This window comes from Mesorhizobium kamtschaticum (assembly GCF_056174585.1).
This window is the reverse complement of sequence record NZ_CM149691.1, coordinates 5,070,602-5,085,701: the sequence shown is the minus strand read 5'-3', so window position 1 is coordinate 5,085,701 and position 15,100 is coordinate 5,070,602. Positions and strand designations below refer to the sequence as shown.

At 63.4% G+C, this 15,100-nt stretch carries 10 protein-coding genes and 5 pseudogenes; 6 read left to right on the top strand and 9 right to left on the bottom strand.

All coding sequences use genetic code 11. From position 1 onward, the window contains the following. The first annotated feature begins 68 nt into the window (after nt 1-68). Entirely contained in the window at nt 69-767 is a 699-nt protein-coding gene (locus AC0V7N_RS25235) for an AIM24 family protein (RefSeq protein ID WP_027045614.1), read from the top strand. A 66-nt stretch (nt 768-833) separates the two neighbouring features. Here AC0V7N_RS25235 and panC read toward each other — a convergent pair. Together panC and panB are read right to left on the bottom strand one after the other, a co-directional pair. Continuing rightward, nucleotides 834-1,684 (bottom strand): annotated as a pseudogene (gene panC / locus AC0V7N_RS25230) (pantoate--beta-alanine ligase). Beyond that, nucleotides 1,681-2,541: a 3-methyl-2-oxobutanoate hydroxymethyltransferase gene (panB, locus tag AC0V7N_RS25225; protein ID WP_496627339.1), complete on the bottom strand. Its 861-nt coding sequence runs from the start codon at nt 2,539-2,541 to the stop codon at nt 1,681-1,683. Before panB ends, panC begins: the two are co-directional and overlap by 4 nt. Before the next feature lie 228 nt (nt 2,542-2,769). On the opposite strand from panB, the pseudogene AC0V7N_RS25220 reads away from it, so the two are divergent. The 3 genes and pseudogenes from AC0V7N_RS25220 (at nt 2,770) to AC0V7N_RS25210 (ending at nt 4,377) form a co-directional block, all read left to right on the top strand. Beyond that, nucleotides 2,770-3,169 (top strand): annotated as a pseudogene (locus AC0V7N_RS25220) (NADH:ubiquinone oxidoreductase subunit NDUFA12). A 143-nt stretch (nt 3,170-3,312) separates the two neighbouring features. Then, entirely contained in the window at nt 3,313-3,915 is a 603-nt protein-coding gene (locus AC0V7N_RS25215; protein WP_475450995.1) for a DUF2155 domain-containing protein, read from the top strand. A gap of 75 nt (nt 3,916-3,990) precedes the next feature. Beyond that, a complete protein-coding gene (locus tag AC0V7N_RS25210; RefSeq protein ID WP_475450994.1) occupies nt 3,991-4,377 on the top strand; it encodes a hypothetical protein in 387 nt (128 codons plus the stop codon). Nucleotides 4,378-4,388: 11 nt separating this feature from the next. On the opposite strand, the gene aat is transcribed toward AC0V7N_RS25210, so the two are convergent. From aat to AC0V7N_RS25180, 6 genes and pseudogenes are all read right to left on the bottom strand, one after another. Then, on the bottom strand, nt 4,389-5,006 hold the full coding sequence (gene aat, locus AC0V7N_RS25205) for a leucyl/phenylalanyl-tRNA--protein transferase (protein ID WP_475450993.1): 618 nt from the start codon (nt 5,004-5,006) through the stop codon (nt 4,389-4,391). A gap of 12 nt (nt 5,007-5,018) precedes the next feature. Further along, nucleotides 5,019-6,362, bottom strand: coding sequence for an acetyl-CoA carboxylase biotin carboxylase subunit (gene accC / locus AC0V7N_RS25200; protein WP_475450992.1), 1,344 nt, complete (start codon nt 6,360-6,362; stop codon nt 5,019-5,021). A gap of 10 nt (nt 6,363-6,372) precedes the next feature. Continuing rightward, nucleotides 6,373-6,830: pseudogene (gene accB / locus AC0V7N_RS25195) on the bottom strand (acetyl-CoA carboxylase biotin carboxyl carrier protein). Nucleotides 6,831-6,856: 26 nt separating this feature from the next. Beyond that, nucleotides 6,857-7,291: a type II 3-dehydroquinate dehydratase gene (aroQ, locus tag AC0V7N_RS25190; RefSeq protein ID WP_019857903.1), complete on the bottom strand. Its 435-nt coding sequence runs from the start codon at nt 7,289-7,291 to the stop codon at nt 6,857-6,859. A 145-nt stretch (nt 7,292-7,436) separates the two neighbouring features. After that, nucleotides 7,437-8,291, bottom strand: a complete 855-nt coding sequence (locus AC0V7N_RS25185; protein ID WP_475450990.1) for a DsbA family protein — start codon at nt 8,289-8,291, stop codon at nt 7,437-7,439. Between the two features lie 64 nt (nt 8,292-8,355). Beyond that, nucleotides 8,356-9,747 (bottom strand): M48 family metalloprotease, encoded by a 1,392-nt coding sequence (locus tag AC0V7N_RS25180; protein ID WP_475450989.1) that lies wholly within the window; start codon nt 9,745-9,747, stop codon nt 8,356-8,358. A 147-nt stretch (nt 9,748-9,894) separates the two neighbouring features. Here AC0V7N_RS25180 and AC0V7N_RS25175 point away from each other — a divergent pair. After that, nucleotides 9,895-11,042, top strand: a pseudogene (locus AC0V7N_RS25175) (pyridoxal phosphate-dependent aminotransferase). A 4-nt stretch (nt 11,043-11,046) separates the two neighbouring features. Further along, a pseudogene (locus tag AC0V7N_RS25170) lies at nt 11,047-11,975 on the top strand (glutaminase). 102 nt (nt 11,976-12,077) lie between these two features. On the opposite strand, the gene AC0V7N_RS25165 reads toward AC0V7N_RS25170, so the two are convergent. Further along, nucleotides 12,078-15,029, bottom strand: coding sequence for an Rne/Rng family ribonuclease (locus AC0V7N_RS25165; protein ID WP_475450987.1), 2,952 nt, complete (start codon nt 15,027-15,029; stop codon nt 12,078-12,080). Between the last annotated feature and the right edge of the window lie 71 nt (nt 15,030-15,100).

The window sequence follows — 15,100 nt, the reverse complement described above, 5'->3', positions numbered from 1 at the left end:
CCAAGCTGCTGCAGCTGACCGTGCGGAAGCCGGAATGGGCTGGCGCGCAAGGCGGCGAGGGGGGGACCATGCCAAGCTTGCCGGAACTGATGCCGACCCAGGTGTCGGATGAAACCTTTGGTGGCGTCACCTACCACATAGCGGGTGAACTGGTGCCGGTTCTTTCCGTCGATGTGACGCAAATGCCGGTCTATTTCGAGCACCACATCCTGTTGTGGAAGAACTCCACTATCACCATCGGCCTGAAATCGCTGAAGGGCGCGCTGAAGCGGATGATGGCCGGTATGCAGATCTTCGTCACCGAGGCGTCGGGGGCGGGCATCATCGCCTTCAGCCGCGACGGGCCTGGCCACATCGTGCCGATCCATCTCAGGCGCGGCGAGGAGATCCAGGTGCGCGAACACCAGTTTCTCGCCGCCACCGGCAATGTCGACTACACATTCGAGCGCGTACGTGGCCTGGCGACAATGCTGTTCGGCCAAAGCGGCTTCTTCATCGACCGTTTTCGCGGCGATAGCGGCGACGGCATCGTCTGGCTGCACGGCTACGGCAATGTCTTCGAAAAGACGCTTGCCGCCGGTGAGACCATCGACATCGAGCCGGGCGGCTGGCTGTTCAAGGATGTCTCGGTCCGGATGGAAACCAAGATCGACCGCCTGTCGAGCGGCTTCTTCGGCGCCAACATGAATTTCATCGTCAACCGCTTCACCGGCCCCGGCCGCGTCGGCATCCAGTCGATGTACCTGCATATGCCGACAGAGGAGTAAGCGCGTACCGGAAATCTCAGATGGGTGACGCGCCAGGGCACAAACCGTGGCGTAGCCCGATCCGCCTCAGGCGGTGGGAACTTCCACATTGTCGATCAGCCGCGTCTTGCCAAGCCAGGCAGCGGCGAGCAGGCGCCCCACGCGGTCGCGGTGCCAAGGCGCCAGCGTCAGGCTTTCGCGGGCCTCGACATAGTCGACTTCTGGAAGCCGGCGGCGATGAGGGCGCGGCCGGCCTCACCGGTCGCGTCATCCTGGTGTGCGCCGGCCGCCAGTGCGGCAGCCGCGTTGTGCAGGATCACGTTGAGCTGGCGGGCGACCGCGAGTTCGGCTTCGCCGAGATAGGCATTGCGAGACGACATGGCGAGGCCGCTCGCGTCGCGTATGGTCGGGGCGCCGATGATCTCGACAGGCAGGTCAAGGTCGCGGCAGAGCTGCCTGACGACGCAAAGTTGCTGATAGTCCTTCTCGCCAAAGACCGCATAGTCGGGCGTTGCCTGCAGAAAAAGCTTGGCCACCACGGTGGCGACGCCTTCGAAAAAGGTTGGGCGAAAGGCCGATTCGAGGCCGGCGGACGGGCCGCCGACCGAAATCCCCGTGGCAAAGCCGGCGGGGTACATCGCGCCAACCGTCGGCGTGAAGGCAAGATCGGCCTTGACCGCCGCCAGCATATCCAGGTCGCGGGCGAGCTGGCGTGGGTACTTGTCGAGATCCTCGCTCGGCGCGAACTGCGTCGGGTTGACGAAGATCGACACCACACAGCGCTCGGCTTTTTGCCTCGCAATCCTGATCAGGGAGAGATGTCCCTCATGCAGCGCCCCCATGGTTGGCACCATGGCGACGCGCAGGCCATCGCGCCGCCAGTCCCGGATCTCAGCGCGAAGTGCGGCGACGCTGTCGACAACCTCGGGCTGGCTCATGCTTCATCCCCGCCATTTGGGCCCGAAGTGACATTTTTGCGGGAAAAGACATGGGCAGGGCCGGGGAAAGTCCGGCTTCGCACCTCCGATGCGTAGCGCTCGGCTGCGTGCGCAATCACGCTGCGCAGATCGGCGTATTCTTTGACGAATTTCGGCACGCGGTCCACAGTCAGTCCAACCATGTCGTCGATGACCAGGATCTGGCCATCGCAGTCGCCGCTGGCGCCGATGCCGATGGTCGGAATGGCGATGCGGCGCGTGATGTCGGCGGCGACCGCCTCGATGGTGCCTTCGATGACCACGGAGAATGCGCCGGCTTTTTCGACGGCGAACGCGTCGGCCATCAGCGCCGCGACAGTCTCGTCCGTGCGGCCCTTGATCTTGTAGCCGCCATCCTTCTCCACCGATTGCGGCAGCAGGCCGATATGGCCCATGACCGGAATGCCGGCGGCCACGATCGCCGCGATCTGAGCGGCCATGTCGACGCCGCCTTCGAGCTTCACCGCCTGGCAGCCTGTCTCGCCAATGATGCGCTGCGCCGAGGCCACGGCCTGATCAGCCGAATCCTCATAGCTGCCGGCCGGCATGTCGACGACCACACAGGCCCTGGCCGAGCCGCGCATAACGGCTTGCCCATGCGCGATCATCATCTCGAGCGAGGCGCCCAGTGTCGTCTGATGGCCATGCAGCACCATGGCGACGCTGTCGCCGACCAGAAGCAGGTCGACATGGGGATCGAGCAGGCGGGCGACGGGATAGGTGTAGGCCGTCAGGCAAACCAGCGGGATGCCGCCCTTGCGGCGGCGAATCAGCTCGGTGCCGGTGCGAATGTCGGTGGTCGGCAATTTTGTGGCCAATCGTCACCTCCTTCGGCCCATGGCCGGATTGGATATCCGCATGGGCACGCTGAGCTTTAGAAAGAGCGGAAAGGCTTGGCAAGCGTGCATCCTCCCGCCTCTCGGGATCACAGGTTTGTGTCGGGTGCCTGGCGCGCCATTTGCGCGCTCTCCGCGGCAAAACCCTTGCCTTCCCGAAGGCCTGACGCCATAAGCAGGAAACAGCGCCGCCAGCGCGAGGGTTCCGAGATGAAGACTTTCCTGACGCAGTTTTTCACCTGGTGGAACAGCCAGACGCTGGGAACACGCCTGCACACCTGGCGGTACGGCAAGAGGGTCGGCCAGGACGAGGTCGGCAATGTCTATTACGAAGGCGGTATCGATTTCGGAAGGCCGCACGCGGCGCTGGGTCATCTACCGCAACTATTCCGAAGCTTCGGCCATTCCGCCTGGCTGGCACGGCTGGATGCATCACCGTGTTGATGTCGCGCCGCCGAGCGAAGACTACAAGCCGCGCGAATGGCAGAAGTCGCATCAGCCCAATCTGACCGGCACGCCGGCAGCCTATCGCCCGAAGGGCTCGGTGCTGACCAATCAGCATCGGCCGCAGGTCACGGGTGACTATGACGCCTGGACGCCCGGGTCGTAACGGCGCCCCGACTTGTCACAGCACGAAGTGCAGGCCGGTCCTTTATCGCCACAATTGGTGTTTAGCTGCTTGCTGATCAGAAAACGGCGACTAGCCTTGGCGATCGACGGAATCACCCGGGCGCGAACCACCGGTACCCCTATATGAGCTTTTTCAACCTGATATCGACGGGCGGTCTGACGCTAACCGCCAGCCTCGCCATCAGCACCGCCGCCTTTGCCGCTTCGCCCGCACCGGCTGCGCCCGCCGCACCCGCGCCGGCGGCGTCAGCGGGATCGGATCGCATCACCAACCCGGTTGCCGAGTTCGCCGGCATCGACAAGATCACCGGTCGCATCATCACCTTCGACGTCTATATCGACGAGACGGTGCAGTTCGGTGCTTTGCAGGTGACGCCGCGCGTCTGCTATTCCCGGCCGCAGACCGAGGAGCCGAAGACCGATTCCTTCGTCGAGGTCGACGAGATCACGCTCGACCGCAAGATCCGCCGCATCTTCACCGGCTGGATGTTCGCCGAAAGCCCGGGGCTCAACGCCGTCGAACATGCCGTCTATGACGTCTGGCTGAAGGAATGCAAGCAGAAGTCAGATGTGCCGGCGCCCGATGCCACCAAGGCTGATGCAACCAAGGCCGATGCCTCGAAGCCGGCCGCGACCAAACCAGCCGCCGCCAAGCCGAAGCCTGCAGCCAGTCCGGATGTGGAACAGTCCGATCCCGCGGAACCGGATACGTCAGGCAACAACTGATCCCTCGGAACCGTCGTGGCCACCATGCGTTGGATCACAGACGATTGCGCATCGATGCGCCCGGAGGATATTTCGATGTCAGACAGCAAGCGGATCACGGCCAGCAAGAAAGAACTTCTGGAGCTCGAAAAGGGGTTCTGGACCGGTGATGCGGCCTACTACGCGGCCAATGCGGATACCGAATGCCTGGTAGCCTTTCCGAAGATGGCACAGGCAATGGACAATGCGGATTTGGCCAAGACCGCAACCAACCCCAACCGCTGGCGTGATCTCGATATCGAGCTCAAGGGAATTATCGAACCTGGCAGCGACATTGTCATGCTGACCTACGAGGCGCATGCGACGCGGGAGAATGGCGAACCCTACGCGGCGCTGGTCAGCACCGGCTATGTCCACCGCGTCAACGGCTGGAAGATGATGTTCCACTCGCAGACGCCGATCGAAGTTGCGGCCGGGAAATAGGGGCTCGATCCCTACGGAAAAAAGACGGCTTCGCCCTTCAGCGCTTCCGCCAGCATCTTCTCATACTTGCCGCGTGGCACGTCGACAGCGCCGAAGCGCTTGAGATGCTCGGTGGTGAATTGCGTATCAAGCAGCGCGAAGCCGCGTACCTTCAAGCGCTCGACGAGATGCACGAGGCAGATCTTCGACGCATCCGTCGCCTTGGAAAACATGCTTTCGCCGAAGAACACCCGTCCGAGCGACACGCCATAGAGGCCGCCGACCAATTGGTCCTCATGCCAGGCCTCGACCGAATGGCAATGGCCCATGCGGTGTAGTTGCACGTAGGCCTCGCGGATCGGCGCGTTGATCCAGGTCGAGCGCCGCTCCTCGCGCTTTTCGGCGCAGCCGTCGATCGTCGCCTCGAAATCGAAGTCGAAGCGGATGTCGAACGGGTTCTTGCGGATCGCTTTCTTCAGGCTTTTGGGCGTGTGGAACCCGTCGAGCGGGATGATGCCGCGCGTCTCCGGCCGCACCCAGAACACCTCCGGATCGCTGGCGCTTTCGGCCATCGGGAAGACGCCCGAGGCATAGGCCTTGAGCAGGAGGTCGGTGGGGATGCGATAGCCGGGCGCGTAGGGGCGGGTCATCGCGTCCCCGGACTACTCTTCCTTGGCCAGGTATTTTTCCAGCCAATGGATGTCATAGTCGCCATTGGCGATGTCGGCATTGCCGACCAGATCGCGAAACAGCGGCAAGGTCGTCTTGATGCCGTCAACGACGAATTCATCCAGCGCCCGGCGCAGCCGCATCATGCATTCGACGCGATTGCGCCCATGCACGATCAGCTTGCCGATCAGGCTGTCGTAATAGGGCGGGATCTTGTAGCCGGAATAGACGCCGGAATCGACGCGGATGCCGAGGCCGCCTGGCGTGTGGAAATGCGTGATCGTGCCGGGCGAGGGGGTGAAGGTGCGCGGATCCTCGGCATTGATGCGGCATTCGATGGCGTGGCCATTGAACTTGATGTCTTCCTGTCTGACCGAAAGACCGCCACCGGAAGCGACGCGGATCTGCTCGTGGACGAGATCGATGCCGGTGATCGCTTCCGTCACCGGATGCTCGACCTGCAGGCGCGTGTTCATCTCGATGAAATAGAACTCGCCATTCTCATACAGGAACTCGATCGTGCCGGCGCCGGAATAGCCGAGATCGGCAATGGCCTTGGCGCAGATGCTGCCGATGCGGGCGCGCTCCTCGGCGTTGAGCGCCGGCGAGGGCGCCTCTTCCCAGACCTTTTGATGGCGGCGTTGCAGCGAACAGTCGCGCTCGCCGAAATGCACACCGCGGCCGAAGCCGTCGCCGAACACCTGCACCTCGATGTGGCGCGGCTTTTCCAGGTATTTCTCGATGTAGACGGCATCGTCGCCGAAGGCCGCACCGGCTTCCGTGCTCGCTGTCTGCAAGGCAATCTCAAGGTCGGCCTCGGTAAGGGCAACCTTCATACCGCGCCCGCCGCCGCCGGCCGATGCCTTGATGATTACGGGATAGCCGATCTCGGCGGCAATGCGCCTGGCTTCCTTTTGATCGGTGACGGCGCCGTCCGAACCGGGCACCACCGGGATGCCCAGGCGCTTGGCGGTGCGCTTGGCCTCGATCTTGTCGCCCATGATGCGGATATGGTCGCCGGACGGGCCGATGAAGGTGATGTTGTGCGCGGCCAATATGTCGGCGAACTTGGCGTTCTCCGACAGGAAGCCGTAGCCCGGATGCACCGCGTCGGCGCCGGTGATCTCGCAGGCCGCGACGATCTGATGGATGTTGAGATAGCTGTCGCGCGATGGCGGCGGGCCGATGCAGACGCTTTCGTCGGCGAGCCGCACATGCATGGCGTCAGCGTCGGCGGTCGAATGCACCACCACCGTCTGGATGCCGAGTTCCTTGCAGGCGCGCAGCACCCGAAGCGCGATTTCGCCGCGATTGGCGATGAGGATCTTCTGAAACATCCGGCCCGCTCTATTCGATCACGACGAGCGGCATGCCGTACTCGACCGGCGTCGCATCCTCGAACAGGATCGCCGTCACCGTGCCGGCGCGCGGCGAGGGGATCTGGTTCATCGTCTTCATCGCCTCGATGATCAGCAGCGTCTGGCCTTCCTTGACCTTCTGGCCGACCTCGATGAACGCCTTGGCGTCGGGCGACGGCGCCAGATAGGCAGTGCCGACCATCGGCGAGGTGACCGCGTTCTTGGACACATCGACCACCGCCGGCGCTGCTGCTGCAGCGGTTTGGGCTGCAGCTGGCGCATAGGTGGGCTGGGTGCCGCAATCGCGTGGACGGCAGGCGTCTGCCGCGACACGCGCACCTTCAGGTCACCCAGTTCAACCTCGATCTCGGTCAGGTTGGTGTCGTTCAGTATGCCCGCCAGATCGCGGATCAGTTGCTGGTCAACACCGGTCTTCTTTATCGACATTTTCGAGCCTTCTGTTTGTTGGCCGGTCATAGGCGTGCGGCCAGCGCCTGTAGCGCCAGCGTGTAGCCGAGCGGCCCAAAGCCACAGATCATGCCGACGGCGACCGGCGCGACCATGGAGACGTGGCGGAATGATTCCCGCGCATGGATGTTGGAAAGGTGAACTTCTGCGACCGGCAGCGGCGCGACCGAACGGATGGCGTCGTGGATCGCGATCGAGGTGTGGCTATAGGCGCCTGGATTGATAACGATGCCGGCAGCCTTGTCGCCGGCTTCCTGGATCCAGTCGACAAGATCGCCCTCATGGTTCGACTGGCGGAAATCGATCTCGAGTCCAAGCGACGCGCCGGCCTGCTTGCAGTCGTCGGCGATCGCGGCAAGCGTCTTGCCGCCATAGATGCCCGGCTCGCGCTTGCCGAGCGCGTTGAGATTGGGACCGTTCAGGACGAAAACCGTTTTCAAAAAAGCCGACCTTTTCCGGCGCCGGTATCAAACCGGCGCGCTGGGCCTCTATACCGGGCATAGCCGTCCGCGAAAAGAGCGCAAGTGCGTTCTTTCACTGTCCACAACAGGCCGAAATGCGCCCGTGAAGAAAAACCTCGGCTGGTCAAAGCGCGGCTTTCGCCGCCTCGATCTTTTCCGCCAGCACGTCCTGCCCGAGAGCCCCGAACACGACCTCGTTGCCGACGACATAGGACGGGGTTCCGGTGATCGACAGCTTGTTGGCAAGATCGTAGGTCTTGGCGAACGCCTCGGTGATCGACGGATCCTTCATTTTTTCGCGCAGCGTCGCCTCGTCGGCGCCGAGCGACAGCGCGATCTTGATCGCCGCCGCTTCGGTGGCGCGTCCCTGGCCACCGAGCAGGGCATTGTGGAACTCGCCGTACTTTTCCGGCTTCATCAGATGGAACGCCATCGAGACGACGCTGGCTTTTTGCGAATCCGGGCCGAGGATCGGGAATTCCTTGAGCACGAAGCGCAGATCCGGATCGGACTTGGTCAACGCCCGCATGTCTTCGATGGCACGTTTGCAGAAGCCGCAATTGTAGTCGTAGAACTCGACGATCGTCACCTTGCCGTTCGGGTTGCCGACGATGCCGTCGAAGCTGGAGTTGAAGATCTGCTCCTTGGCGTTCTTGATGACGCCGAGCGCGGCGAGGCGCTGTTCTTCCTTCTGCTTGGCCTCGAGCGCGTCCTGCACTTCGAGCAACACTTCCGGGTTCTTCAAGAGATAGTCGCGGATGATCCCTTCGACCTCAGTGCGATCGATCTTGGTATCGGCCGCCTTGGTGTCGGCCCCTGCCGTCTGGACAAGCTGAGCCGTCTGGACAGGCTGAGTCGTCTCGACAGGCTGCGCCGCACCGGCCTTGGCAATCTGTGGGCTGCCGGCGACGAAACCGAAAGCCAGCATGGCAAGGGCCACAGCGATCCCCGTGGTGCCCAGCAGCAGTGCCTTTTTCATCGTTCTCGTTCCTTTTGCCTGTTTCCCGGTGCGGCTGTGTCGCAGCGCGTCGCCGGAAGGTTCACTAGATCTTGCTAGACGATTTGTAGTTTATGATGTCCTGGGCGCGTATCCAACGCGGTTCGCCGCGCTTCATCTGCTGCTGCGCCCGCATGGCGAAGATCTTCGCATCCTTGTAATCGCCGGAATAGAAGTGACCTTCGGCGGTGGCAAGCTCGGCGCCTGGTATGTCACCCAACTCGCCATAAGCCTGCGCCAGATACCGGTACCCAGCGGAATTCTCCTTGTCGCGCCCCAGACCATTGTTGATCTGCACGACGGCCTTCTTCAGCGAGTCGGGCGTGCCGACCGCCATCAGCGCCTGGCCAAGCGAGACAGGCAGCAAGCCGGACCGCACCGGATCGAGGCTGACCGCCTTGGCATAGGCTTCCGCCGCGTCCTTGGGCTTGTTCGCCTTCATCAGGATGTCGCCGCGCAACTCCTGGAAATAGGGGTTCTTGGGCTGCGCCTTGATCAGGGCGTTGGTCTTGGCGAGTGCACCGGCGATGTCGCCGTAAAGGTAGGTCGATTGGGCGTCGCCATACTGCCCGGCGAGGCTGCCTCTCATCTTTTGCATCAGCCGCGACGCTGTGGCCTGGCCCTCCATGTAGACGGCGATCTTCACCCGCATCATGTCATGGCGCTGCTGCAGCGCCGGCGGGTCAGGCTTGTCGACATTGGGGCTCTGCTGCACCAGCACTTCGAGATTGGCGATGCGCTCCTGCGGCATGGGGTGGCTGATCCGATACGGATCGATCTGCGCACCCGACAGCGACAGCGCGGTCTGGAAGCGCCGGAACGTCTTCAGCATGCCCATGCCGGACTGGCCGGTGGCGTTGAGATAGGTGATGGCGGAGCGGTCGGCCGTGATCTCTTCGGTGCGCTGGTAGGCGAGGATGCTGCGCTGCGCCATCTCGCCGCCGCCGGCGGCCACGCCCATGCCGGCGCCGGCAAGGCCGCGGCTGTTGGTGGTCGCACCGGCAACGATCGCGCCGGCGCCGAGCAATGTCGCGATGATGGCCATTGTCTTGGCGCGCTCGAGCTGGTCACGCAGTTTCTGCTGGTGGCCGCCGGCGATATGGCCGGCCTCGTGCGCGATGACGCCGATGATCTCGTTGGGCGTTTCAGCCGTCATCAGCGCGCCGGTGTTGATGAACAGCCGCCGCCCGGTGACGAAAGCATTGAAGCTGGAATCGTTGACCAGCACGATGTCTATGCCGTCATTCGCGAGCCCTGCCGCCCTGAAGATCGGTCGGGCGTAGTCACGCACCAGAGCCTCGATCTCGGCATCGCGTACCACCGGCACGTTCTGGGCGAAGGCGGTGGCCGAACTCGCCACCGCAACGGTGACGCCAAGCGAAAGCGTCGTGAAAACACGCGCAATCCGGGCAATCGTCGATCTGGGTCGGCTCAACATAACGTGTCCACTGGTAGACGAGCGGGCGAAAGATGAAAAGTCGGCACCGGAAAACTTCCTCAACTTGTGATCCTCACATCAATCGGGCATTTGTGCGGCGCATGGTTTCGAGGGCATGGCGTGCCCAACCGTCGGGATAGGGATAAAATGGTCGTTTCGCTCTCACGTCGCGGCAATGTCGAGCCGTTCCACGCCATGGATGTGCTGGCCGAGGCGAACCGGCTGAGGGCTCAAGGCGTCTCTGTGATCTCCATGGCGGTCGGCCAGCCCTCCGATCCGGCGCCCGCACGGGTTCGCGCTGCGGCGGCCGAGGCCCTGGAGCACGGCCGCATAGGCTACACCGACACGCTGGGTCTGGCCGGTCTGCGCAAGGCGATCGCGGAGCACTACGCGGATCACTATCGGCTCGAAATCGAACCCGGCCGGATCGCGGTGACCACGGGATCGTCGGCGGCCTTCAATCTCGCCTTCCTGGCGATGTTGATCCGGGTGACCGCGTCGCCATCGCGGCACCCGGCTACCCTGCCTATCGCAACATCATGGCGGCGCTCGGCATCGATGTGGTCGAGATCGAGCTCGGTGACGCAGCCTATCTGCATGCCGGTCATCTGGAGGCCGCGCACCGCCAGAAGCCGCTGAAGGGTGTCCTGTTTGCGAGCCCGGCCAACCCGACCGGCGCGGTCATACCGGCCGACGAACTTTCGGCGCTGGTCAATACAGCGGAGACGCTGGGCATCGCCGTCATCTCCGACGAGATCTACCACCGGTTGGCCTATGGCGCCCCGGACACCACGGCACTCGCCTTCGGCAACAGCGTGACGGTGATCAATTCATTCTCGAAATACTATTGCATGACCGGCTGGCGCATCGGCTGGATGGTGTTGCCGGAAGAACTGGTGCGGCCCGTCGAACGCATCGCCCAGAGCCTCTACATCTCGCCGCCGGAACTGTCGCAGATTGCCGCGATCGAAGCCTTTGCCGCGACCGAAGAGCTGGAAGCGGTCAAGGGGCGCTACGCCTGGAATCGCGAACTTCTGATGAAGCGTCTGCCGGAACTCGGCTTTCCGCTGGCCGCCCCCATGGACGGCGCCTTCTATGCCTTTTGCGATGTCACCCGGCACACCAATGACAGCATGGCCTTTGCGCGCAAGATGCTGGCCGAGGCGCATGTGGCGGCGACGCCCGGCCGCGACTTCGACACCCAGGCGGGGCATCGCACGATGCGGTTTTCCTATGCCGGCAGCCATGACGACATGGTCGAGGCGATGGCGCGTATCGAACGCTGGTTGAGGTAGCACTATGCCGGAACTCGAACTCGCGCTGGCCGAAGTCGCCGCGGAAATGACCGAGCGCAGCGATCGCGGCGATGTTGCGACCTACATTCCCCAATTGGGCAAGGTCGATCCAAGGAAATTCGGCATAGCCGCCGTCACCAATGACGGTCGCATGCTGATGGCGGGCGATGCCGACCAGCCCTTCTCCATCCAGAGCATCTCCAAGGTTTTCACCTTGACGCTGGCGCTCGGCAGTGTCGGCGACGCGCTGTGGAAACGGGTCGGGCGCGAGCCGTCAGGCAATCCGTTCAATTCGATCGTTCAGCTCGAGCACGAGAACGGCATTCCGCGCAATCCGTTCATCAATGCCGGCGCCATTGTCATTTCCGACATTCTGCTTGCCGGCCACCAGCCGCGCGAGGCGATCGGCGAGATCCTGCGCTTCATCCAGTTTCTCGCTGACGACGAGACCATCATCATCGACCGCGAGGTCGCCGCGTCCGAGCGCGCCACCGGCTATCGCAACTTCGCGCTCGCCAACTACATGAAATCCTTCGGCAATCTTCATCATGCGCCGGAACTGGCGCTTGGCGTCTATTTCCACCATTGCGCCATCGCCATGAGTTGCCGGCAACTGGCGATGGCGGGCCGCTTCCTCGCCAATGGCGGCAGAATCCAGCGACCGGGCATACTGTGGTGTCGGCCGAGCGGGCGCGGCGCATCGGCGCCATGATGCTGACCTGCGGCCACTATGACGGCTCCGGAGATTTCGCCTTCCGTGTCGGCATCCCGGGCAAGAGCGGCGTCGGTGGCGGCATATTGGGCATCGTGCCGGGCGTCGCGTCACTTGCCGTCTGGTCGCCGGGTCTCAACGCCAACGGCAATTCCAAGCTGGGTTCGATCGCGCTGGAAAAGCTGGCCAGGATGATGAACTGGTCGATCTTCGCGCCATAATTTCGCGACCTGTTGCAACGCCGGATGTGAAAAATCCCGCGCCGTCTTTCGATCGGCGCGGGATTCTTTTGTCAGAAAATCAGTTCAAGTAGCCAAAAAGGCTTAGAAAAAGCCTTTCCGCTGCCACCAGCCGGCGCGCTTCGGCTTTTCTTCGGCCTTGGCTTCCGGCTCGGCGGCGACGGTCGAGGAAACCACCGGCACGACGGGCGCATCGATGGCCGCCGGCTTGCGTCGTGACGGTCGGGCCTTTGCAGGCTCTTCGGCGACGGCCGCGACCACTGTTTCCTCGGCAACAGCCACCGGAGCCTCGACCGGCGTTTCCGCGGCCGCTTCGACGACAGTCGTTTCGGCGACGGCCTCGGCAGCTGCCTTCTTCGGCTTGGCTGCGCGACGCGGCTTCTTGGGCTTTTCGGTGTTCGGCACCTCTTCGCTCACAGCAGCCACAGGCTCTTCGGCCACAGCAACAGCCACCGGCTCCATCGACGCAGGCTCGCTTTCGGAAGCATCGGCCTCGGAAGCCTCGGTCGTTTCGCCGGCACTTGCCTCGGTTTCGCCTTCGCCGTCTTCACGGCGGTTGCGCTTGCCGCCGCGTTTGCCGCGCCGGCGCTTCTTGCCCTGGCTGTCATCCGAAGCCTGCGCCGCCTCGTCAGAGGCGCTGGCAGCGATCGGAGCGGCGTCGTCGGCTTCGCCGTCGTCATCGTCCGCCGCGTTTGCCGATTCGGCGAAATCGCCGGCCGGAGCGGAGATGGATGAGCCGTCCGCCGGGGCGCCATGCTCGCGATCGCGGTCTCTGCCGCCGCGACGTCTGCGACGCTTGCGGCGCTTGCGGTCGCGGCCTTCGCCGTCCTCGGCGGCGGCAGGCCGCGGCTGCTGGTTTTGCTGCGGCTGCTGGCGCGGCTGTTCGGCCTGGACCGATACCTCTTCGTCTTCCTCGACGACGACAATCTCGTCCTCGGGCTCTTCCGGCTCGACATAGGCCGGGAAACTGCGCGCCTCGACAAAGCCCTCCGGCTTTTCGGCCAGAGCGCCGCGGAAGATCGCATAGTGCTGCGCGCCAACCGTATCGTCGGCCTCGATGGTGATGGTCAGGCCGAAGCGGCTTTCGAGTTCCACCAGCGTGCCGCGCTTGTGGTTGAGCACGTAGAGCGCGGTCGCCGCCGGCGTCCGCACCGTGATGTGGCTGCGCGAATCCTCGAGCAGGAATTCCTCGATCGCCCGCACCACCATTAGCGCTACCGACGAATCGGAGCGCACATGGCCGGTGCCGCCGCAATGCGGGCAGGGCTTCATGGTCGATTCCAGCACGCTGGCGCGGATGCGCTGGCGTGACATCTCCATCAGGCCGAAATGCGAGATGCGGCCGACCTGGATACGGGCACGATCGTTCTTGAGGTGATCCTTCAGCCGCTTCTCGACGGAGCGGTTGTTGCGGTTCTCCTCCATGTCGATGAAGTCGATGACGATCAGGCCGGCCAGATCGCGCAGCCTGAGCTGACGCGCGACTTCCTCGGCCGCTTCCAGGTTGGTGTGGAGTGCCGTGTCCTCGATCGAGTGCTCCTTGGTGGAGCGACCCGAATTGACGTCGATGGCGACCAGTGCCTCGGTCTGGTTGATGATGATGTAGCCGCCGCTCTTCAGCGTCACTTGCGGCTGCAGCATGCGGTCGAGCTGCGCCTCGATGCCGTTGCGCACGAAGATCGGCGTCGTGTCGCGGAACGGCTGAACCACCTTTGCGTGGCTCGGCATCAGCATGCGCATGAAGTCCTTGGCCTCGCGGTAGCCCTCTTCGCCGGAGACGAGAATCTCGTCGATATCCTTGTTGTAGAGGTCGCGCACCGAACGCTTGATCAGGCTGCCTTCCTCGTAGACGAGGGCAGGGGCGGTGGACTGGAGCGTGAGATTGCGCACGTTCTCCCACAGCCGCATCAGATATTCGTAGTCGCGCTTGATCTCGGCCTTGGTGCGGCTCTCGCCGGCGGTGCGCAGGATGACGCCCATGCCCTGCGGCACTTCGAGATCGGCGACGACCTCCTTGAGGCGCTTGCGGTCGACCGCGCTGGTGATCTTGCGCGAAATGCCGCCGCCGCGCGCCGTGTTCGGCATCAGCACCGAATAGCGGCCGGCAAGCGACAGATAGGTGGTGAGTGCGGCGCCCTTGTTGCCGCGCTCTTCCTTGACGACCTGCACCAGCAGGATCTGCCGACGCTTAATCACTTCCTGGATCTTGTACTGGCGGCGCACCGGCTTGCGGCGGTTGCGCACTTCCTCCAGCGCATCCTCGGCACCGACCGATTCGACCTCGTGATCATCGGGATGCGAGGACTGTACTTCCTCCAGCATGCCGCGATCATTGTCGCCGGACGTTGCTTCGCTACCCTGTTCCGTCTGCGAGACGGGTTCGGAAATCACATCGCCTTCGACCGCGGCGGCGATCGATGTCGGGCCACCCTCGCGGGTTTCGGTTTCGTCCTGCTCGGCGGAACCTTCATCATGGCCGGACGCATCAGCATGCTCCGAGCTATCTGAATGTTCTGATGTATCGGCCGCGTGTTCGATGATCTCGGAGGTGTGGGAGGTCTCCTCGACAACGATGTCGCCATTGTCGCTGCCTTCGCCTGCCTCGCCGGAGCCTTCGCCTGCCTCGCCCGCATCGCGCTTGTGCTCACCGCGGTCGCGGCTCTTGCCGCCGCGCCGGCGTCCGCGCCGGCCGCGATCGCGGCTCTGGCGATCATCGCCGTCGCCATCCTCGTCCTCCTCGTCTTCGGCCTCCTGCGCTTCGGCGCGCAGCAGGGCCTGACGATCGGCGACCGGGATCTGGTAGTAGTCGGGGTGTATTTCACTGAAGGCGAGAAAACCGTGACGGTTGCCGCCATATTCGACAAAGGCTGCCTGAAGGGAGGGTTCGACGCGCGTTACGCGGGCGAGGTAGATATTTCCTTTGAGCTGCTTCTTGTCTTGGGATTCAAAGTCGAATTCTTCGATACGGTTACCGCGTACGACGACAACGCGTGTTTCCTCCGGGTGGGAGGCGTCTATCAGCATTTTGTTGGGCATTATTTCGTTTCCTCCCGGCAGCCGTCAGCCGCAGCTTGCAAGGCAACAAAGCCCGCTGCTGCGTGTCTGGA

What these genes read in the sequence shown, in the direction of transcription:
- AC0V7N_RS25235 (WP_027045614.1), top strand. Translation starts at nt 69, where the DNA reads ATGCCAAGCTTGCCGGAACTGATGCCGACCCAGGTGTCGGATGAAACC.
- AC0V7N_RS25215 (WP_475450995.1), top strand. Translation starts at nt 3,313, where the DNA reads ATGAGCTTTTTCAACCTGATATCGACGGGCGGTCTGACGCTAACCGCC.
- AC0V7N_RS25210 (WP_475450994.1), top strand. Translation starts at nt 3,991, where the DNA reads ATGTCAGACAGCAAGCGGATCACGGCCAGCAAGAAAGAACTTCTGGAG.
- aat (WP_475450993.1), bottom strand. Translation starts at nt 5,006, where the DNA reads ATGACCCGCCCCTACGCGCCCGGCTATCGCATCCCCACCGACCTCCTG.
- accC (WP_475450992.1), bottom strand. Translation starts at nt 6,362, where the DNA reads ATGTTTCAGAAGATCCTCATCGCCAATCGCGGCGAAATCGCGCTTCGG.
- AC0V7N_RS25185 (WP_475450990.1), bottom strand. Translation starts at nt 8,291, where the DNA reads ATGAAAAAGGCACTGCTGCTGGGCACCACGGGGATCGCTGTGGCCCTT.
- AC0V7N_RS25180 (WP_475450989.1), bottom strand. Translation starts at nt 9,747, where the DNA reads ATGTTGAGCCGACCCAGATCGACGATTGCCCGGATTGCGCGTGTTTTC.
- AC0V7N_RS25165 (WP_475450987.1), bottom strand. Translation starts at nt 15,029, where the DNA reads ATGCCCAACAAAATGCTGATAGACGCCTCCCACCCGGAGGAAACACGC.